This is a genomic window from Microbacterium sp. NPDC078814 (genome assembly GCF_040702645.1).
In the GTDB taxonomy this organism is placed as follows: Bacteria; Actinomycetota; Actinomycetes; order Actinomycetales; family Microbacteriaceae; genus Microbacterium.
The window spans coordinates 62,088-81,418 of sequence record NZ_JBFBLT010000010.1 but is presented as its reverse complement, the minus strand read 5'-3'; the positions used below and the strand labels follow the sequence as shown (position 1 = coordinate 81,418).

The window sequence follows — 19,331 nt, the reverse complement described above, 5'->3', positions numbered from 1 at the left end:
TCTTGGTCGTTCTCACTGACCATCGCACGATGGCTCACCCCGTCGCGGTCACGACGCCGCGGGCCCGAAAGACCACCACCCCGCGGGACTCCAGGCAGTCGGTGATACATCTCCTCGAACTCGCCCCTCTGGGCGGCGGCTTTGAATGCGAGAGCCGCGTTCATCGAGTTAAAGTGGCCCGGCAGCAGAAAGGAGCGGACGACGTAGTTGATCTCTCCGGCATAGTCGGCGCGGAACTGCTCGATGACCGTATAGAACGCTCCGCAGACCTCGCAGTCGAAATTCAGACACTCCACCAGGATCGGCGCGTCCGGCACCGCGTCATTGAGGGCGCGGGGGCTCGCGCGAGTTCCCGATACAGCACCATCGGCATCGGACGGGTCCGGCGCGGCGGCCCGACTCACCATGACGACCATGGGGCCGCGATATCGATGACGATGACGACGACGGCGCCGGAGACGAAGGCAACTTTGACGGGGGTCTTCACCAAGGCTGGCTCCAGATCGGGCGATGAATCGTCGCCGGAAGTGGGGGCGGTCAGGCGTGAGCAGGCTCAGCCTCCCGAACCGGCGCGGCAGCGAGCTGTCGGAGCGCGCCCGGTCGTCGGGCCGCGCGGACGCCGTTGAGGATAACGACGACCTCGGCGATCTCGTGCACCAGCACCACGCCGGCAAGACCGAGCACGCCGAACAGGGCAAGCGGGAACAGTACCACGATGATCGCCAACGCCAGACCGATGTTCGCGGTCATGATGCGCCGGCCACGACGGGCGTGGGCGAGGGCCCCGGGGATGAGGCGCAGGTCCTGGCCGGTGAAGGCGACGTCGGCAGACTCGATCGCCGCCGCGGATCCTTTCACACCCATCGCAATCCCGACCGTCGCCGTCGCCAGTGCGGGGGCGTCGTTGATACCGTCGCCCACCATAGCGGTCGGCCGCTGCGTGACGAGCGCTTCGATGGCGGCAGCCTTGTCGGCGGGGAGCTGCTCTGCACGGACATCGGCGATGCCGGCCTGGTCTGCGATCGCGTGGGCGGTGCGGGCGTTGTCTCCCGTGAGCATGATCGTCTCGATGCCCTGCGCCTGCAGCATCCGGACCGTCTCGGCCGACTCCGGGCGCAGTTCGTCCCGCACCCCGATCAGCCCGGCCATCTGCCCATCCACCTCGACCACGACCACGGTCATGCCCTGCGCGGCCATCGACTCCGCCTTCGCCTGCTGGCCGGCGGCATCGAGCCAGCGGACGTTACCGACCCGGATCGCCCGACCGTCGACCGTCCCGGTGATGCCGTGGCCGGCCTCCTCGACAACGTCGAGTGCCGTGCTCGTATCAGGTGCAGCCGCGGTGATCGCCGCGGCGAGGGGGTGGGTGCTGGAGGCCTCCACTGCGGCGGCCCAGGTGAGCAGGTCGTCGCGGGTGATGCCGGGTGCGGGCTGGACGTCGACGACGGTGGGTTCGTTGCGGGTGAGGGTGCCGGTCTTGTCGAGCGCGACCGCGCGGATCGTGCCGAGCTGCTCGAACGCTTCACCCGACTTGATGACCACGCCGAACTTCGACGCCGCACCGATCGCGCTGATCACCGTCACCGGCACGGCGATCGCCAGCGCACACGGGGATGCCGCGACCAGTACGACGAGGGCGCGTTCGACCCACGTCCACGGGTCACCGACCAGCAGCCCGAACAGGGCGACAAGGGCGGCAGCGATGAGCACAGCGGGGACGAGGGGACGGGCGATCCGGTCGGCGAGGCGTGCCCGGTCGCCCTTGCGAGCGTGAGCCTGCTCCACCAGAGCGACGATCTGGGTGAGGGAGTTATCGCGACCATCCGCGGTCGCCTCGATCCGCAACGTCGCCGGCCCGTTCACCGAACCGGCAGCGACCGAGTCGCCGGGGACGACCTCGACCGGGATCGACTCACCGGTGATCGCCGACGTGTCCAGGCTGGATCGCCCCTCGACGACCACCCCATCCGTGGCGATGCGGTCTCCGGCGCCGATGACGAGGATGTCCAGCTCCCGCACGTCCGCCGCGGGGATCGTAACGTCGCCGGCGAGGCGGGAGATGCGGACGGTGTCGGGGATTAGGGACAGCAGGGCACGCAGGCCCTCCTTCGCGCGGTCCATCGCTCGATCCTCAAGCGCTTCGGCGAGGGAGAACAGGAACGCCAACGTCGCCGCCTCACCGACATGGCCGAGCAGGACCGCGCCGATCGCGGCGATCGTCATCAGCAGCCCCACGCCGAGCCGGCCGCGGATCAGGCGGCGGATCGCACCGGGGACGAACGTGTAGGCGCCGGCGAGCAGCGCCACCCACTGCAGCACCAGCGCGGGAATGTGCAGGCCTGACCATTCGAACACGTAGCCGACCAGCAGGAACACCCCGGACAATGCCGACGGGAGCAGTGCCAGGTCACGCCACCAGGGCGGACGGACCTCCGCTTCCTCTTCCGCCTCGGCGCCGGTCACGGCTGGGTTAGGGCCGCAGCAGGCGTCGCCCTCGTCACGGATCCCGTCTTGTTTCATCGCGGCGGAGGTGGGCTCGGCGGCGCAGCAGGCGTCTCCGCCCGCCAATGGTCGGGCCAGCTCGATGCGTCGGACGGTCGATGTCTTGCGGGGCTCATCGGGGCCGCAGCACTCTTCGCTCACCGTGCCTCCTCCCGCGCAGTGGTGGGCGTGTGCTCGAGGAATGACAGCACATCCAGGGCATCGTCGGAGCCGACGACAGTCAGGCGAAGGTCCGCGTGGGTCGTGTCGATCGACCAGGCCACGAACGCGCAGCAGGACTGCTCGGTGCGCACCAGCTCCGTCAACCATGCAAAAGCGTCTTCGACTCGGGCGTGGTGATTGGTCATCTCACCAGGGCGGCGGTCGACGTCTAGGAGATAGTCGTCATTGAACTCACGCCACGCGGCCAACTGCTGGGCACCCGTGCCTGGCGTCAGAGTGCGGGCCACCGGCAGCAGGGCACGGTCGGTGATGCTCATGCGCAGCACTCGCATGTCTCGTCCATGCACGGCGCGCCCTCATCGACTGCGACGACCGCCTCGAGCAGCTGCTGGAGGCCCTGCGTCAGGTGCGGGTCGGCGATCTCGTACCGAGTGCGACGCCCCTCCGGCGTCGCGACAATCAGCCCGCAACCGCGCAGACATGTGAGGTGATTGGAGACGTTCGTGCGCGTCAAGTCAAGACCCCGAGCCAGCTCGGCCGGATAGCCGGGCCCGTCGAGCAGAGTCAGCAGGATCCGGGAGCGGGTCGGGTCCGCCATCGCCCGGCCGAGCCGGTTCATGACATCAACACGGGACGCAATAGTCAGCATGCAATGACTATACAGCGATTACTGACGCATAGATAGTGCCAGCTGTAGAACCCTTATCGCCTATGGGCGCCGGGATGGACCGACGCTGGTCAGCACGGGGCGATGTATGCGGACCAGCGGCGTGAAGTCTGTGCGGCCTAGCGCGCTGCGTGTTCGGGGCGATGCCGACGAGCGCGGGCGCGGGGATCGTCGCTGCGATCTGGAACAGCCCGGTCTTGTAGTTGTCGTGGGGCTGATGCCAAGCTCGCGGTCGGCGGACGTGAGCTATTGAGGACGGGTACTGTTTTCCCGGCGTGGACGTGACCAGCACACGGAGCTGTCGGGTCAGCGAGGACGCGACCACGGTGATCTATGCTCGTTGGCGTCGGGGCCTCGACGGCGCGTGGATGGTGGTTCGCGCGGACCCAGTCGACGGCGGGCGTCGGCGGGGGTTCTGCTCATGACGGCGAGGACGGCGATCGCGGTACCGATTCTGCCTATACCGCCGCCGCAGGCGATCTCAACTCGTTCGGACGCAGCTCGGGTGCGTGCTTCTCGTAGCGCATCGAGGGTGTCTTCGGCGGAGTCGGGTAGGCCGGAGTCCGGCCATCGGACCCACCGGTTGGGCCAGCCGGTAAGATGCGGGTCACGAACGAGCACGTAGACGGTGAACTCGGGCGCCGGGACTTGACCGCGGTGTCGCCGGTTTCCGGCGCCGCGGACGAGACGGCCGTCCGGGATCCGGACCGCCCCTGCGTCTGAGCCCCAACTGTCCACGGGTCTACGGTAGTTCGCCGGTCTCATCGCCTCGCGTTGTAGCTGGACCAGTCTCGGGCGGCGAGGGTGGCGCAGGTGGTGGCCGCAGTGAATGAGGTCCCGAAGGTTCGGCGAAGTTCATGTGCGGGACTTGCGCGGCGAGGGCGGATATCGCGGCGTGCCGGGCGGTGTGGCGTCGGATACCAAGGTCGACGAGCTGGCAGCAGATGTTCTCGGTGACGAGGTGTCGGCCGGGATGCCGCCGGGAACCAGTCACTGATTATCGCGGGCGGCGTAGGAGGATTGGCCGCGATCGGCGACTCGCTCGCGCAAAAGCTGGCCGAGGGGTTCGGGTATCTCGACCGGCGGCACCCTTGAAGGTGACGAAGACGCGGGCGTCAATGACGTCTATCTGGTTGGCGCGCATCCGGCTGATCCCGGTGGCGGTCTGACCGAACGGTCGGCTCGCCGAGACCATGAGCGATCTCGTCCTCGAACAGCAGCATCAACAGGCCGGCAATACGGACGTAACGGCGGATGCTGTCGTCGTGCAGGAGGGTGTGAACGTGTTCCCAGTGATCGGCGTCACTCATCGCGACTTGCACGGTCTTGGGGATGTAGTCGATGCGGCGGTCGTATTGATACTCGTGCTGTTCAGTCAGCGTCCGAAAAAGTCCAGCTTCGCCACCGTGTGCCGGGTGCGCTCATCCAGGCAGCTCTCGAGATCGAAATTGTTCGATAACTGGCGCTCTGACGTGAACTCGAGTGACGAGTTCTCGGTCGCGAGAAGCGCCGACGCGGCGGTCGCGCGCGGCATGCTCTGGAGCTTGGGGGCGCTACTCGCGGATGAGAGCGGGCGCGGGAGCGTCGCTGCTTGTGCGGAGACGTCGGGCTGCAGCGAAGGTGATGGCCGCGCCGCCTGCGAACATCGCGATGACGGTGAGGACGAGCGCGGCGAGGGCGAGGCTGGCGGCGCCGATCCATCCGGCGATTGGGTAGGTGATGATCTGCGCAGGGTGAGTGCCGAACCGGTGCATGCAGTCCTCGGCCCAGCCATACGCCGGATCGAGTGCGAACGAGCAGAACCCGCGCACCGCGACCCGGGAGCCCCGCACCGTCGAGCGCGTGCAATGGTGCACCGCGCGCATATCCGCGAACCACTCGTCCGCGCGCAACGCCCCCGGGAAACGTAGCTGCGTGCGCCTGGAACGGGCGCACCTGCCGCTCCCGTGCTTGCACGGTGAAGCGCGCGAGATTCCGGGCGAGACCTTGGTTGCGCCAGCCCTCTAGCATCGCCTCGAAGATCTGCTCGTCCTCGCGCAGCAACGCGACCCCGCCCAGCAGAACGAGCCGGGCAGAGCCCGCCAGAGCGCCCTCGTCATCGTCCATGTCACCCCTCTGGCATGGATCGCATCAGATGCGATGATTCTCGCATTGGGTGCGAGAAACAAAGGAAAGCCCCGGTCACGAGCAGAAGGCTTGAAGTGGCGCTCGACTCTCGGCCGTGAGAGCAACGATCCGAGCTCGTCAGATCGTTGAAGTTCCAGGGCCAAACGGCCCGCCGTGGCGCGGCCAACACCGGTGACGAGATCGCATCAGATGCGATCCGTCATCGTCCGTCGTTGATTGCCGATCGTGTGGAGCACTTGGAGTGGGGCCCGGGCGTCCGCTGGGTCGACGATCGAAGGGGTGATCGGGAAGCGGCGGCATGGGTGCTCGGCGGGCGTCCGGGTGGGCGTACCTGGCTGGCACGGGTTTCGTCGGGCAACGGCGGCGAACATGCTCTGAGAGCAGGTACTCCATGCCGCACGAGGTTCCGCATGCCTACGGGGCCGGCGATCTTCCTGTCGAGATCGACCGGGACGGAGCGGTCATCCTGGGCGGGGACTCCGTCGCCGTCCTCCCCCGGCTGGCCGCCGGAGTGGCGGACGCGCTGGTGACCGATCCGCCCTATGGCCTGGAGTTCAACGGTCACGCGTGGGACGGCGCCGCGGGGTTCGCGGAGTCGCTGCCGCACGTCGACCTCTCGACCATGACGGGGCCGGAGGTGTTCGAGGCGTGGTGCGCGGCGTGGGCGCGTGGGGCGTTGCATGCGTTGAAGCCTGGCGCGCATCTTGCGGCGTTCGGTGGCACCCGCACGTGGCACCGGATGGTGCGCGGGATCGAAGACGCGGGGTTTGAGGTGCGCGATCAGATTGCGTGGCTGTACTCCTCGGGGATGCCTAAGAGTATGGATCTCGCGTATGCACTGGACAAGCGCAACGGGGTGCTGCGCCCCGACCGGGTGGTGCAGGAGTCGGAGCGGGAGGGAGTGCTCGGGGCGACACGTCGTGTCGTGCAGCAGGGCGCACCGGTCAGCGAGGATGCGAAGCAGTGGGCGGGGTGGGGCACCGGGATGCGGCCGTCGTTCGAACCGATCATCATCGCCCGCAAGCCCGTCCCGGGCACGGTGGTCGATAGCGTGCTGACGCATGGCACCGGGGCGTTGCACATCGACGCGGCACGGTTCGGTGAGGGCCGGTGGCCGGCCAATGTGGCGTTGGATGGCGCGCAGGCCGAGACTCTGGATCTGCTGACCGGCTCTTGGCGAGGAACTCCGGCCTCGAGCCGGTTCCCGATCTTCCGGTACGAGCACAAGGCCCCGGGAACGGAGCGGCCGCGCGCGTTCGGGGTCTCGCACTCGACGGTGAAGCCGCTGTCGTTGATGCGGTGGCTGGTGCGCCTGCTCACCCCGCGGGGCGGGCTCGTGTTGGAGCCGTTCGCCGGCTCGGGTGCGACGGTGGAGGCGGCGCTGGAGGAAGGGATGCGGGTGGTCGCGATGGAGAAGGACCCCAGCTTCGTCCCGCTGATCGCCTCACGCATCGACCGCGTCGCGATGCGGCACGCCGACCCCTGACCCGCCGGCCGGGCGTTCACCCGGAGCGGGTTGAGAAGACCGCGGAAGGAAGCAACCATCGAACGCTCGTGAGCGCCGCCTACCTCTGTGATGTGCGCGAGGCGTGCGCACCCGAGAGGCAGGAGGGATCATCATGGCGGAGCTTCCCGACGACGGCGACCACGGCGAGCTGTGGCACGTGCGTGTACCGGTCGTGTTCGAGATCGCCGCACGCTCATGGGCGCAGGCTCGCGGGATCGTCGATCAGGCGCTCACCTCACGGTCTGTCGGAGCCCTCTCCGCGCCCGAGGGACGCGAAGGCATCCGCGGCTGGTCGCATCAGGAGGACTCCTACCCGGGCCTCAACACGTCGGCGTCCACGCAGCAGACGTTCCTCGCAGACCTGACAACGATCGAGGTGCTCCGCACGCTCGTGGACACCGAGCCGCAGGAGCCGGGCACACTGCGCGTTCTGACCGACGCGGAGCTGCAGCAGCTGCGCATCACTTTGGCGGCGGCGGACCGGTACGTGGAGATCCCGAACCCGAAGTACCCCGAGTCCGGTCCGCTGTTCGCCGGCCACGCCAGCGAGGCGGCACCCGAGTTGCCCGAAGGGTTGTACGAGGGCACGGACTTCAGCGGGCGGCCGGTCCGACTCGCCGTGGGCCCGTCCCGCCTGAGCCCGCTCGGGCGCACAGCTGCAACCCTGCCTGACTTTGTCAACCTGATTTGGCCCCGGGGTGACGGTTTGAAGTGGCCCCGTCGTGGCGGCGGGTCGATGTGGGTGGCTGTCTGTTGTCAGGCGCAGCAGGAAGTGGGGAGTTCGTTGCGGAAGAGGTTCGCAGTGAGGCGGATGCCTTCGGCCATGGTGAGGTACGGGGCCCAGGTGTCGGCGAGTTGGGTGACGGTGAATCCGGCTTTGATGGCGTAGGTCGCGGCGAGCATCATCTCGCCGGCGGTGTCGGCGAGGGCGTGGACTCCGAGGACTTTGCCGGTGTCGGCGTCGGCGACGATCTTGATGCCGCCGCGGGTGTTGTGGTTGGCGATGGCTCTGGGCACGTCGGCCAGTCGCAGGTATCGGCAGGCGCATCTGTATCCGGCGGCGATGGCTTCGGCTTCGGTGATCCCGGCCGAGGCGAGTTGGGGTGAGGTGAACAGGACGGAGGGCAACCCGGTGTAGTCGACCTGCTCAGAGTGACCGAGGGCGTTGTGTGCGGCGATCTTCCCGGTCCTCGCGGCGACGTACACGTACTGGGGCACGTCGGTGACGTCGCCGGCGGCGAACACCGCCGGGTTCGTGGTCCGCTGTTGTTCGTCGACAATGATGAAGCCGCGGGTGTCGGTCGCGATGCCCGCAGTGGCGAGGCCGAGCCCGTCGGTGCGGGGGGTGCGGCCGGTGGCGACGAGGACGCGTTCACCGGTAGCTACTTTCCCGGTGCGGGTGAGGACTCGGACCAGGTCGTCGTGTGGGGTGATCGTTGCGGCGCGGTCGCCTATGACGGTGATTCCGTCGGTCAGGAAGGCTTTGCGGAGCTCGGAGGAGAGTTCTGGTTCGGCGTGCGGGGCGAGCCGGCCGATGATGGTGACCTCGACCCCGAGCCGGGCGAACAGCTGGGCCTGTTCGAGGCCGACGAATCCGCCGCCGATCACCACGAGCGAAGCGGGCAGCTCGGTGAGTTCCATCGCCGTGGTCGACGTGAGGTAATCGATCTGCTCGAGGCCGGGGATCGTTGGGATGGTCGGTTCGGCGCCGGTGGCGATGAGATACGACTTGGCGCGAACCGGTCGTCCATCGACGAGCAGTGTTGAGGGATCGGTGAATGTTGCGGTGCCGGGGAGGATGTCGAACCCGTAGGCGGCGGCGATGTCGGCGTACTTGGTCTGGCGGAGCATGCCGACCAGCTCATCCTTCTGCTGCACGAGCGCGCCGAGGTCGACGGCCCCAGCGGAGGTGGCGGCGCCGGGGAACGGGTTCGTGAGCGCGGCGTGGCGGGTGTGCGCGGCCGCGAGGAGTGTCTTGGAGGGCACGCAACCCACGTTCACGCAGGTGCCACCGAGCGTGCCCGATTCGATGGCGACCACGCTCGCCCCCTCGAGTCGGGCGTGGATCGCCGCGGACATCGCCGCGCCGCCCGTCCCGACCACCGCAAGATCGAACTCGTTGTGCTGAGTCATGATGCCTCCTCGGGTGGACCGGGCCGCACGTGCGGCCCTATGCGACAGAATGGACCTTCAAGCATGCTTGAAGGTCAAACTGACGGTGGAGGTGTCACGATGCGGATCGGAGAACTCGCGGAGAAGGCGAGGACGAGACCGTCGACGCTGCGGTACTACGAGGAGCGCGGGCTGCTGCAACCGCCGGAGCGCACCCCGGCCGGGTACCGCAGCTATGGTGACGAGACGGTGCAGCGGCTCGAGTTCATCGATCGGGCTCGCGCGGCGGGGCTCACCCTTGCGCAGACCGCGGGGATCCTCGATGTTCGCGACACGGGTGGTTCGCCGTGCGCTCACGTGCTGGATCTCCTTGACCGCCGGCTCGTGGAGATTGATGAGCAGCTCGAGCAGCTGCGCGCCCTACGAGGGAGCATCGTCGAGCTTCGGGCGCACGCGACGGCAACGGCGTCCGAAGCCTGCACGCCGGAGTCCATCTGCCGCTACCTCTGATGACTTTCGGATCGCTACTGCCGCTGACGGGTGTGGTTGAGGCGGTACGAGGTGGTGCCGGTTTCGATGATGGTGCCGTTGAACGTGAGCCGGTCGACGATTGCCGCACACAGGCGCGGGTCAGTGAAGGTCTTCGTCCACCCGCTGAACGACTCGTTGGATGCGATCGCGACGGAGTTCTTCTCTTCCCGCTCTGTGAGGACCTGGAACAGGAGTTCGGCGCCGCGTCGGTCGAGTTCCATGTAGCCGAGCTCGTCGATCAGGAGCAGGTCAACGCGTCCGTACCGGTTGATGGTGCGGGTGAGTTGTTTCTCGTCGGCGGCTTCAACGAGCTCGTTCACGAGCTTCGTCGCCAGGGTGTACCGGACGCGGAAGCCCTTCTCTGCAGCGGCGGTGCCGAGGCCGATGAGGAGATGCGACTTCCCGGTGCCGGAGTCCCCGATCAGACACAGCGGATCGCCGCGGCGGATCCAGTCCCCGTTCGCGAGCGTATGGATCGTTGCAGGGTTGACGTTCGGATTCGCGTCGAAATCGAAGTCCCCGAGCCACTTGTTCCTCGGGAACCCGGCTGCCGACACGCGGCGGACAACGGACCGGCGGTCCCGGTCGTCGCACTCGGCGAGGAGGAGCTCGGCAAGGAACCCTTGGTAGGTCAGCTGCTCACGTTCCGCGGCCGTGATCGCTTCGTGCATCACCGCCCGCATGGTGGGTAAACGGAGCCTGCGGCAGGCTTGGTCAACTGCGGCCGCGGCGGCTTCTTCGGTCAGCCCGCGCTGCCGACGCAGGGTCGTGGTGACATTCGTGGGGTTGCTCATGATCCGGCGATTCCTTCTCTCTCATCGGTGACCGGCGGTTCTGGTTCGGAACGTCGGTTAAGGAGATCGTCGTAGTGCGCGACGGATGGCAGTGGCCGCCGGTCGGCTGGGAGTCCGGCGATCACCGCGGCCGGATCCATGAGGCGACGCTGGGTCAGGCTGACAACTCGCTGCACGTCACGTCGTGGTTGTTCAACGCGATGACGGTCTGACTCGGGCCCGGCGGCGTGCAGTCGGGCTTCGACCGCGACGACGTCGGCGGACACCGCCCCGACCGTGAGGGCGGCACGGATCCCCGCGATCACGTCGACGGTTCGCATGGTCCTGTGGAGCAGGAGCACATCGATCAGAGCCCTTGTGCCGGCGCTGTCGCCATCGACCTTCCGCGCTTGCTGCCAGAACGCGTCATGCGCTGTCGTGAACACGCCGGCTTCGCGTGCACGGGCCAGCGCGGTGGACCCGGGCAACGCGCCGGGCTTGCGCCTGAGGACCTCGAGGTAGTGGTCAAGGTTGATCGACTCCCCGCCGCGGGCCACGACCCGCTCGTGCCGAGCGACCTCGGCGTGGCCGTCGAACACCACGAGTTCAGACGCCCGCAACGAGACCCGCACCTTCCGCCCGATCAGACGGGCGGGCACGGAGTACCTCGCCATCCGCACGGTGATCAGGCTCGAGCGGTCTACCCGCGGGTAGAGCACCAGGCCAGGATCGAACCGCTCGCCTGGCAATGGCGTAAGGCGGGCTTGTTCGTCGATGAAGTCTTGCCCGACAGTGCGGATCCGGGTGTTGATGCGTCGCTCGTTGTCGCGGGCGTCCCACCGGCGGATCTGCTCGTTCAACTCGGCGAGCGAGTCGATGACCGGCATCGGCGACAGCCAGGTGCGGCGAAACCGACCAACTTCGCCTTCGACGCCACCCTTCTCGTGGGCGCCGTCGATTCCGGGCTGGCAATAGAACGAGTCGAACCCGTAGTGCGAGCGGAACAGTACCCATCGGTCGTTCTCTACTCGGCTACGGCCCTTCCCATACAGCACCGTCTGTACCGCGGCAGTGAGATTGTCGTACCGGATGTGCCGGGTCGGGATCCCACCTATCTCGTCGAACGCGTCGATATGTCCTTCCAGGAACGCTTCCTGCGATTGCGTCGAGTACACCCGGTGCACCGCCTTCCCCGAGTGCGAGAGCCGGAACGTGAACATGTGGCACTTCGTTTTCACCCCGCCAAGGATCACCCAGACCTCGCCGAAATCGACTTCGGCTTCCTCACCAGGTGCGTGTTCCTGTGGGACGAACACCTCGACGCGGCGCCCGGCTGCGGCATCGATCTGGGCACGACGTACGCGCACGTAGTCGCGGACCGTCGAGTACGACAGTCCCGCCGCTTCGTGCTCGTCGACCAGCCGCGCGAGAACCCTTGTCGCCGTGTGCCGCTGCTTACGAGGCGCGTCCAGATCCTGAGTGAGCATCGCGTCGATCACCGCCTTGTACGGCCCCAGCCGTGGAGACATCCGTGACGGTATCTTCCGCGGCGGCGGAATTGGCGACGCCAAGGCCTGCCGCACCGTGCGACGGTGGACCCCGAACCTGTCTGCCAACGCGCGCACCGATAGCCCGTCGACGCGCGAGGCACGGCGGATATCCGCGAACAATTCCACTTTCGACCCCTGCCGGGCCCGCTCATCCTGAAGCAACACGAAACACACGCTCAGGTGGGGCCAGATCAAACCGTCAGAACCGCCCCGGCAAGTCAGAAAGTGGGGCCACTCCTAGCCGTCACTCCGGGGCCAAAACAGACTGACAGAGCCACCTGCCAGTGGGCAACGTGGACTCCCGTGCCTTGGCCCAGGTCGCCGAGGCGCTGCAGGACTACGACCGCACCCAGCACTCGTCCGCCGCACTGGAGCAGATCTCTCACCTGGTGCGGGCCGCAGGTCACGACGGCCTGGACTCCCGGGAGCTCCTCGCCAACCGCACGGCGAGGACACGGCCACAGTTCGTCACGGTCGGGGTGATCACGTGGTCCGACGACCCCGACGTCGAGCCCTCGATCCTCATCGGCTCTCGCAGCACCGATCTCGCCCGACGCGTCGCGACCCAGCTGTACGAGGAACTCGCAGAGTCCGAAGCCTTCGCCGGCGGCCGCGAGTTCATCGACAAGCACACACCGATCCAGCAGTGGAACACACCCGCGGATGTCGATCAGTGGCTCGAGGCTCTCGCCGACGAGACCCCGATGCCGCGGGCGACCATCACCCAACTGCCCGTCGCCGATCTGACAGGTCCCGCTGCGCAGTACGAGCGGGACCTGTCCTACGCGCTCGCCCGCCGTGCCTCGCAGCTCGCCGCGGAAGACGCAGCGCCGTCCCGCTCGCACGCCGGGCCGACTCCCGAGCTGTGACCTACCTGACCCTCAGCACGCACGGCAGGACGAGGAGCACACCATGACCGACGCAGCGCAGAAGTTCACCATCCCGGTCGTCTTCGAGGTCGCCGGCACGACGCGGGAGCAGGCGGCACAGGTGCTGCACACGCTGCTGTCCCGAGCGGACCGCTTGTTGACCGATGCTGCACCACTGCGCGAGCTCGGCGACGTCTTCTCCCCGCTGGAGGATCGATGGTTCCCCGAGGCCGGGCTGAAGCACATCGACGGGAACAGTCACGCCGACCTGCGGCTTCGAGAACCGCACGCGTTCGCCGACACTTATGCGGAGACTCCGGTGTTCGACATGCTCGCCGAGCTCTTCCCCGAGGAGCCGGACCCGGATGCGTTCCGTGATAAGCACGGTGTTGTGGATGAGAACGCGTACGGGGCGGCGTTCGACGAGTTCACCGAGCAGGCACTGAATATCGCCATGTACCTGCGGCGTCCCACCTACCTCCTCGAGCGCGTCGAGGAGGTCCAACGGCTACGCGAGGGCATCGCGGCCCTGCTCCAGGAACACCCGTTGCCGGCGGAGCCGCGCCGCCAGGACTACCTGGTCACGATCGCACCCGGCTACGAGGGTGAGATCGAAGGAGCCCGTTACGCCTGGGACCACACGCAGTGGCAGGCAGACTTCAACCGGATCGCTGCGGCCCGCGAGCAGCGGCTGCGCCTCCTCCTCAACACCGACACCGTGAACGCGACCTCCTCACCGCCCAACCGTCGCGTGGCGCCAGCTCAGCAGGGTGAGGGAGCCGAGCCAGAGACGAACGCGACGAGGCGGTCTGCTCGATCGACCACACCGGCCGTCGACGCCTCGCTTGCGCCTGCCCGCCCATCCGCAACGGAAGAGCTGTGGACCTACCGCGTTCCGGTTGAGTTCGAGGTCTCCGCGCACACCGCAGACGAGGCCCGCATCCTGGTCGACGACGGCCTGACCGGCGACGCTCCCGCGGGAACACCCGCGGCCGTCCAGCGGCGGCAACGTGTACTGGCGGATGGCGACGTGCACGGAGTGCTCGGCTGGCGCCACCTCGGAAACCACGACACACCCCCGGCGCCCTCCTCACGCCTCGAGCGGGGAGCACTGCTGTCAGACCTGCTGCGCGATCGCAGTCACCGGCTCACCGGGCACGAGGCCACCGGTGACCCGGAGGCAGACGGCCGCGGACTGCACCCGGATCTGCCTGGCCGGTGACCCGGTTACGTGTCCGGCCACTCGACGTCGCGTCCAGACGGGAGAAGTTCGGCAACCTCAAGCTGGAGTGCCTGCGCCAGGCGCACGAGCATCTTCAGCGAGGGGTTGGCCGGTGACCCCGGTTTCCAGAACCCGCGCTCGAGTTGCTGGTAGTGCGTGCGCGTGAGACCGGCCCGGTGGGCAAGGTTCTCCTGCGTGATATTCAGCGCGATCCGGCGACGTTGCAGTTCGATTCCGAGGTCCTTGGCGTACTCCTCCCAGGACGAAGGCGCGGGAGAGGAAGGCATCCCTCTACGCTGACGAGATCCACCTCTATCGTCAGCCAGAAATATCCGGCATAATCTATCTGGCTTGAGGTCTAGAGCCTCCCGCCTGCGCTCAGCACCATCGGCAGCGCTGCGATCGCCTGCTCCCCCGGCGCATCGGACGCGAGTGGTGCTCGAATCGCGCATCTTCTTTGCTCAAACGCGCATGTTGCATCGAATCGCTGGACGGAACTTGACCGTCGCGTTCGGATCGGTAGACGCCGCACCTGCGTGCTCGAAGCAACCAAGGCCCTGCGTCGAGGCCAGGTTAGCGGCTCCGGTTACCGACTGATGACGCGCACCTGACTCTTGCAGTTCGGCGCTCGTCGTCTGAGCTGCGGGAGGAGGCGAACATGATCGAGACGCTGCACGAGACCCTGAGCGCCGTGCGTGCGCACGACGGCACCATGCGCGAAGCCGCCCTGATATATGCGGCCGCCGGCCTGGACGTGTTCCCCTGCGTCCCGGGCGGCAAGCAGCCGCTGACCACGCGCGGATACCGAGACGCGACCACCGGTGCACGCCGCATCCGTGGATGGTGGGCATGGAAGCCGCAGGCGAACATCGGCATCGCCACGGGACAGGGGCTGGACGTGCTCGACATCGACGTGCATGCCGGCGGCGACGGCTACCGCACTCTCGAACGCCTACACCGCGCGGGCATGGTCCCCGGAGCGCTCGCCGCGGTGCGCACACCGTCCGGCGGCACGCATCTGTACTTCCCTTCCGATCCTGACCGGCCGCAACAGACGTGGTCACGCGGCACACGGCACGTCGACTTCCGCGGCACCGGCGGCTACGTCCTCGCCCCACCCTCGACAGTGATCGACCAGGGACAACGAACGGTATACACGATCCTCACGCTCAACGCGGAACCGCGCCCGGTCGACGGCGACCGGATCCGCGAGCTGCTCACCCCGATCCGCCCCCGCGTCGCCACACCACGAAGCGACGCAACGTCACGGGGCGGCGAAGAACTGACCCGCTGGCTCTTCGGCGCGGTCGACGGCAACCGGAACGCCAGCCTGTTCTGGGCATCATGCCGCCTGACCGAGCAGGGCTTCGACGAGCAGGGCATCCACGATCTTCTCGACCGGCCCGCGCTCGCCATCGGGCTCGGCGCCCGGGAGATCGAGGCGACCATCCGATCCGCCTGGCGCACCATCCAGCTCACACCCGCCACCGATGACGGGGGCCGGTCGTCCAGTGCGATCCGGGGAGCCGTGCGGCGATGAGAACGCCCGCCGCGTCCCGCACCGCCCGTCCGGCGGATGCAGGCGTGGCCGGGCCCGGAAACGGCGTGCCGCGCCTGGTGATCGCCAGCAGCGTCACCGGCACCCTGGTGCTTGCGCTCGGCGCGTTCTGGCTGTCCTTCACCACGCTGCAGGACCTGGCGATCATGGCCGGCATTCCCGCCGGGCAGGCGTGGGTGTGGCCGCTGATCGTCGACGGGGTGATCCTCGAGGCCACCATCTCTGTCGTCGCGCTACGCAACCAGGCACCGGCCGCGCGCCGCTACGCCTGGCTGCTGCTGGCCTCCGGCGCCGGCGTGTCCGTCGCGGCGAACATCACCCACGCGATCGTCGCCGCCGACGCCCGCGTGCCAGCAGTAGTCGCGGCACTGGTCGCCTCGGTCCCGCCCCTGGTGCTGCTGGCGATGACCCACCTGACCGTCGAGCTCACCCGCAACGCCGCCCCCACACGCAGCGACGCGACACCGCCGGCTCGTGAGGATGAGCGCGCCAAGCCGCGCGCCGAACGGACGCGGCCAGTGTCCGCGCAGCGGGAGCGAGCGCGCGGCGATCGCGAGACACGAGAACAGGCAGCGCGGCTCGCAGCCGACGGGATCTCGCAACGGCAGATCGCGGCACGGCTGGGCAAGCATCCGACCACGATCGGCCGGTGGCTGGCCGTACCTGACGAGGACACGGAAGGAGACCCGTCATGACCGACCCCACACCCTCTGTTCCCGTAGGCAGCGGGACCCCGCCCGACACCGAGCGCGCAGGTACGGAGCGTGCCGACACCAAGCGTCCCGATACGGAGCGCCCTGATATGGAGAGCGCGCACGTGATCGCCCGCCACGGCGACCCGAGCGTGGGCCGCACGCCCGCACCGGCCGGACACCCAGACACCCATGTGGAGTGGGTGCGTCCCACCGACATGGCCGCCCGTGCCGGCGCCCGCGTGATGGAGAAGACCGCGGACGTGAACCAGGACGTCCACGAGCTCGTCCGCCAAGCCTCCCGCGACGGCGCCGCCCGCATCCGCCGCGCGCTCTCTCACCGCGAAGCGGATCTCGTCCCTGATGTATCGACCAGCCCCGCACAGCCCGTGCTGGGCAGGCAGGGGGTGAGCCGGTGACCTCTGCCTGCCCGGGCAGCCACCCGACACCCGGCCCCGCATCCACTATCTGACCGACCACCCCACCGCCGCGACTGCGCGGCGGCCCCGTGCACCGCGACAGCACCTGGTGCGTCGCGGCGCCGCTCAGTGACGCCCGAAACGAGCGCCCCGCCTGGAGGCACACGCCACCGGTGAGGGCGCGGCGGGTCTTTCGCGGATGCGGGTTCATACCTCGCTTACACCCAGATCCGTTGAGGGAGTCGCTATGCACGATCCAACCGTCCCGGACCGGACGAGTCCGGACTTCACTACCCCGGAGGGCCTGCGCCAGGTCCTCATCGACCTGAACACGCACAACGCGTGGGCGACCAGCTCGGTGGCCGCCGAACTCATGGTCTACGCCACCGCGAAGTACACCCCGGTCGCCCGCGCCTGGCACCGCGACCCGGCCGACGCCGCCTACGAAGCCTTCATCGCCATGCGCCAGTCCACGACCGTGAAGGCCGACGACCCGTGGGCGGTCGTGACCCGCGCAGTGGCGCTCGGCATCGCCGCCGAGGCGCACGCCGACCGAGACATGACCAGCCAGGACAAGGCCCGCCGCCCCTCCAAGCGCCCCAGCGAAGAACCGGTACGTGCGGGGCACTACGAGGAGTTCTTCTACGACGTCCACCCGCACGCCACCGAGCTTGTGGGCGGCGCCGGCCGGGACGACGACGGGTCCGCGGACCCGGTGATCCGCACCGTGTGCGTGTTCCTCGTCGTCGCCGGGTGGCCCGCCAGGCAGGTCGAGCAGGCCGTGGACTACATCGCCCACCGCGTCGCGTCGCTGTCCTCCGGCGGGTCCGCGGTGGAGATCGTCTCCAAGGACCTCAGCATCGCCGTGCGCTTCGGCTACCGGCGCGAGGAGTGGGCAGAGCTGGTGCGCCTGCTCGTGGGGCTCCCTGCCGGGCGCCGCCGGGCCGGCAGGTACGGGCTGCTGGCGCGCGTGCTGCTCGGCGACGATGTCGCGGACCTGCTTTCCGACACCGCCCTGGTCGACGTAGCCCGCCGGATGGCGCCCGTACCTGATGTGCGGGAAGGACGGTGAGCGGGTATGGCGCGGGGGCACCTGGTCCTGGAGCAGGCGATCGGTCAGATTCGTCGCGGCTCGCAGTACCGGCGCGACCCGGACGAGGACCTCGACGAGCTGTGCGGTTCGTTGGAGCGGGTGGGGATCCTCAACCCGCCGGCGATCACCGAGGACGCAGTGCTGATCACCGGGAACCGTCGTCTGGCGGCGATGGAGCGCCTGGGTTGGCGGGTCACCCCGGTGTGGGTGGTCCCGGACGTGTCCGACAAGCTGTCCTATGTCCTGGCTATCCGTGACGAGCAGACCTTGCAGAAGGCCCTGAAGCCGTTGGAGCAGGCGGAGCTGTACGAGGAGCTGAAGGCCCTGTACGCGGAGGACGCGCAGCGTCGCGACGCCGCCACCCGGTTCGGGTCCCCGGTTCGTGACGCCCGCGTCGCCGAGGCAGGGGACGGGGGTGCCGAATCGGCACCCCCGTCAGGCGGCGGCAAAGCACGCGTGCAGGCAGCCCGAGCGGTCACCGGGCGGGACTCGCGGACCATGCTCGAGCAGATCAACGAGCTGCGCCGCATCGCCGCTGACGATGCGGAGGGCCCGTACGTGCGGCAGGAAGCGGCAGAGGCGCTGATCGAGCTGAACACCGACGGAAAGGTCAACGGCCGCTACCTGGCCGTCAAGACCGCGCAGAACCTCGCCGGGATTCGCCGTGCTGCCGAGGACCCGGACGTACCGGACACGGTGCGTGCGTCGGCGCGGCAAGAGTTGCAGACCCTGGAGAAGCTGGAGCGGCCTGCCGAGGTCGCTAAAGAATCCGGGCTGGCTCTGGCCCGCCTCACCCAGTTGCGCGAGAGCGCCGCTGGCGTGGAGCGGGTCGGGTGGAAGGACGCCGACCCGCTGCTGCGGGAGAAGCACCAGATCCGCAAGCTCGTCGACCTGCTGCGCCGCGAGCACGGCTGGTGGGACAGGTTCGACCCGACCGACTTCGGCCGCCACGCCGAACCGGACCAGTGGGAGCTCGTGGACACCTACATCACGGCGGCCGCGGCATTCCTGGACGCGGCGCGCACGGCACGGGAGGACACAGCGCATGCCGACGTTTGAGGACCCGGCGAAGGACGCCGACGAGCTCGGTGAGGCCGCTCGCGGGCTGGCGTATGCCACCCGGCGCATCCCTGGGCCGGAGGACACGTACCGGGTGCTGGGCTCGATGCACTACGCGCTGACGAGCGTGCAGCAGTCGCTTCGGCAGCTGGCGGACTGGCACGACCGGCACAGCCCGTTCGCGGCGACCGATGACGGAGACCGAGCCGCGGGCCAGGAGCAGGCGGCCAAGGCGTCGGGCTGGCTGACCATCGCCGCCGCATCGATGGACCAGGTCGTCCAGCTCGTCATGGCCGCACAGAGTGAGAACGGCCGGATCGCCTGGCACCCCGTGCCCAGCCGACTTGATCAGGCATTGGCGGATCGCTCAGCCTCCCTGGATGCGGAGACCCCTGTGACCGGCGACGCGCGGGAGGACTCGAGGCGCCGGTTGGAGTGACCTGCGCGGGGTGCGCACCTGAGAAGAGCCAGACGACTCGGACAGGAGG

General features: G+C 68.4%; 22 protein-coding genes. 10 read left to right on the top strand and 12 right to left on the bottom strand.

What is annotated here, in order from left to right:
* The 8 genes from AB0300_RS16590 to AB0300_RS16555 form a co-directional block, all read right to left on the bottom strand.
* A partial coding sequence (locus tag AB0300_RS16590) for a thioredoxin domain-containing protein (protein WP_366216487.1) occupies positions 1 to 416 on the bottom strand: 416 nt, incomplete at its 3' end.
* Between the two features lie 121 nt (positions 417 to 537).
* On the bottom strand, positions 538 to 2,520 hold the full coding sequence (locus AB0300_RS16585; protein ID WP_366216490.1) for a cation-translocating P-type ATPase: 1,983 nt from the start codon (positions 2,518 to 2,520) through the stop codon (positions 538 to 540).
* A 119-nt stretch (positions 2,521 to 2,639) separates the two neighbouring features.
* A complete protein-coding gene (locus AB0300_RS16580) occupies positions 2,640 to 2,981 on the bottom strand; it encodes a hypothetical protein (protein ID WP_366216486.1) in 342 nt (113 codons plus the stop codon).
* A complete protein-coding gene (locus AB0300_RS16575) occupies positions 2,978 to 3,313 on the bottom strand; it encodes a metalloregulator ArsR/SmtB family transcription factor (RefSeq protein WP_366216485.1) in 336 nt (111 codons plus the stop codon). Before AB0300_RS16575 ends, AB0300_RS16580 begins: the two co-directional genes overlap by 4 nt.
* Positions 3,314 to 3,637: 324 nt before the next feature.
* Entirely contained in the window at positions 3,638 to 4,096 is a 459-nt protein-coding gene (locus AB0300_RS16570; protein WP_366216484.1) for a protein-tyrosine phosphatase family protein, read from the bottom strand.
* A gap of 350 nt (positions 4,097 to 4,446) precedes the next feature.
* Positions 4,447 to 4,641, bottom strand: coding sequence for a hypothetical protein (locus AB0300_RS16565; protein ID WP_366216483.1), 195 nt, complete (start codon positions 4,639 to 4,641; stop codon positions 4,447 to 4,449).
* Between the two features lie 65 nt (positions 4,642 to 4,706).
* Positions 4,707 to 4,865 (bottom strand): hypothetical protein, encoded by a 159-nt coding sequence (locus tag AB0300_RS16560; protein WP_366216482.1) that lies wholly within the window; start codon positions 4,863 to 4,865, stop codon positions 4,707 to 4,709.
* Positions 4,866 to 4,884: 19 nt separating this feature from the next.
* Complete coding sequence (locus AB0300_RS16555; protein WP_366216481.1) at positions 4,885 to 5,223, bottom strand: hypothetical protein; 339 nt, start codon at positions 5,221 to 5,223, stop codon at positions 4,885 to 4,887.
* A gap of 626 nt (positions 5,224 to 5,849) precedes the next feature.
* Here AB0300_RS16555 and AB0300_RS16550 point away from each other — a divergent pair.
* Complete coding sequence (locus AB0300_RS16550; RefSeq protein WP_366216480.1) at positions 5,850 to 6,944, top strand: site-specific DNA-methyltransferase; 1,095 nt, start codon at positions 5,850 to 5,852, stop codon at positions 6,942 to 6,944.
* A gap of 777 nt (positions 6,945 to 7,721) precedes the next feature.
* On the opposite strand, the gene merA is transcribed toward AB0300_RS16550, so the two are convergent.
* Positions 7,722 to 9,098 (bottom strand): mercury(II) reductase, encoded by a 1,377-nt coding sequence (gene merA, locus AB0300_RS16545; RefSeq protein WP_071044826.1) that lies wholly within the window; start codon positions 9,096 to 9,098, stop codon positions 7,722 to 7,724.
* A gap of 99 nt (positions 9,099 to 9,197) precedes the next feature.
* Here merA and AB0300_RS16540 point away from each other — a divergent pair, with 99 nt between their 5' ends.
* Positions 9,198 to 9,587: a heavy metal-responsive transcriptional regulator gene (locus AB0300_RS16540; RefSeq protein WP_366216479.1), complete on the top strand. Its 390-nt coding sequence runs from the start codon at positions 9,198 to 9,200 to the stop codon at positions 9,585 to 9,587.
* A 14-nt stretch (positions 9,588 to 9,601) separates the two neighbouring features.
* Here AB0300_RS16540 and istB read toward each other — a convergent pair whose 3' ends face one another.
* Positions 9,602 to 10,402: an IS21-like element helper ATPase IstB gene (gene istB / locus AB0300_RS16535; protein WP_054682946.1), complete on the bottom strand. Its 801-nt coding sequence runs from the start codon at positions 10,400 to 10,402 to the stop codon at positions 9,602 to 9,604.
* Entirely contained in the window at positions 10,399 to 12,093 is a 1,695-nt protein-coding gene (gene istA / locus AB0300_RS16530; protein ID WP_366216489.1) for an IS21 family transposase, read from the bottom strand. The genes istB and istA overlap by 4 nt, the downstream gene beginning before the upstream one ends.
* Before the next feature lie 131 nt (positions 12,094 to 12,224).
* Here istA and AB0300_RS16525 point away from each other — a divergent pair, with 131 nt between their 5' ends.
* Positions 12,225 to 12,800, top strand: coding sequence for a hypothetical protein (locus AB0300_RS16525; RefSeq protein ID WP_366216478.1), 576 nt, complete (start codon positions 12,225 to 12,227; stop codon positions 12,798 to 12,800).
* Positions 12,801 to 12,843: 43 nt separating this feature from the next.
* The gene (locus tag AB0300_RS16520) at positions 12,844 to 14,022 is read left to right on the top strand and encodes a hypothetical protein (RefSeq protein ID WP_366216477.1); all 1,179 of its coding nucleotides are present in this window, start codon (positions 12,844 to 12,846) and stop codon (positions 14,020 to 14,022) included.
* Between the two features lie 5 nt (positions 14,023 to 14,027).
* On the opposite strand, the gene AB0300_RS16515 is transcribed toward AB0300_RS16520, so the two are convergent.
* A complete protein-coding gene (locus tag AB0300_RS16515) occupies positions 14,028 to 14,309 on the bottom strand; it encodes a helix-turn-helix transcriptional regulator (protein WP_366216476.1) in 282 nt (93 codons plus the stop codon).
* A 371-nt stretch (positions 14,310 to 14,680) separates the two neighbouring features.
* Between AB0300_RS16515 and AB0300_RS16510 the strand changes: the two genes are divergently transcribed.
* From AB0300_RS16510 to AB0300_RS16485, 6 genes are all read left to right on the top strand, one after another.
* Positions 14,681 to 15,562, top strand: coding sequence for a bifunctional DNA primase/polymerase (locus AB0300_RS16510; protein ID WP_366216475.1), 882 nt, complete (start codon positions 14,681 to 14,683; stop codon positions 15,560 to 15,562).
* Positions 15,563 to 15,606: 44 nt separating this feature from the next.
* On the top strand, positions 15,607 to 16,275 hold the full coding sequence (locus AB0300_RS16505; RefSeq protein WP_366216474.1) for a DUF2637 domain-containing protein: 669 nt from the start codon (positions 15,607 to 15,609) through the stop codon (positions 16,273 to 16,275).
* Positions 16,272 to 16,691: a hypothetical protein gene (locus AB0300_RS16500; RefSeq protein ID WP_366216473.1), complete on the top strand. Its 420-nt coding sequence runs from the start codon at positions 16,272 to 16,274 to the stop codon at positions 16,689 to 16,691. The genes AB0300_RS16505 and AB0300_RS16500 overlap by 4 nt, the downstream gene beginning before the upstream one ends.
* A gap of 247 nt (positions 16,692 to 16,938) precedes the next feature.
* Entirely contained in the window at positions 16,939 to 17,763 is an 825-nt protein-coding gene (locus tag AB0300_RS16495) for a hypothetical protein (RefSeq protein ID WP_366216472.1), read from the top strand.
* Between the two features lie 6 nt (positions 17,764 to 17,769).
* Positions 17,770 to 18,843, top strand: coding sequence for a ParB N-terminal domain-containing protein (locus AB0300_RS16490; RefSeq protein ID WP_366216471.1), 1,074 nt, complete (start codon positions 17,770 to 17,772; stop codon positions 18,841 to 18,843).
* Complete coding sequence (locus tag AB0300_RS16485) at positions 18,830 to 19,282, top strand: hypothetical protein (RefSeq protein WP_366216470.1); 453 nt, start codon at positions 18,830 to 18,832, stop codon at positions 19,280 to 19,282. Before AB0300_RS16490 ends, AB0300_RS16485 begins: the two co-directional genes overlap by 14 nt.
* Positions 19,283 to 19,331 lie beyond the last annotated feature (49 nt).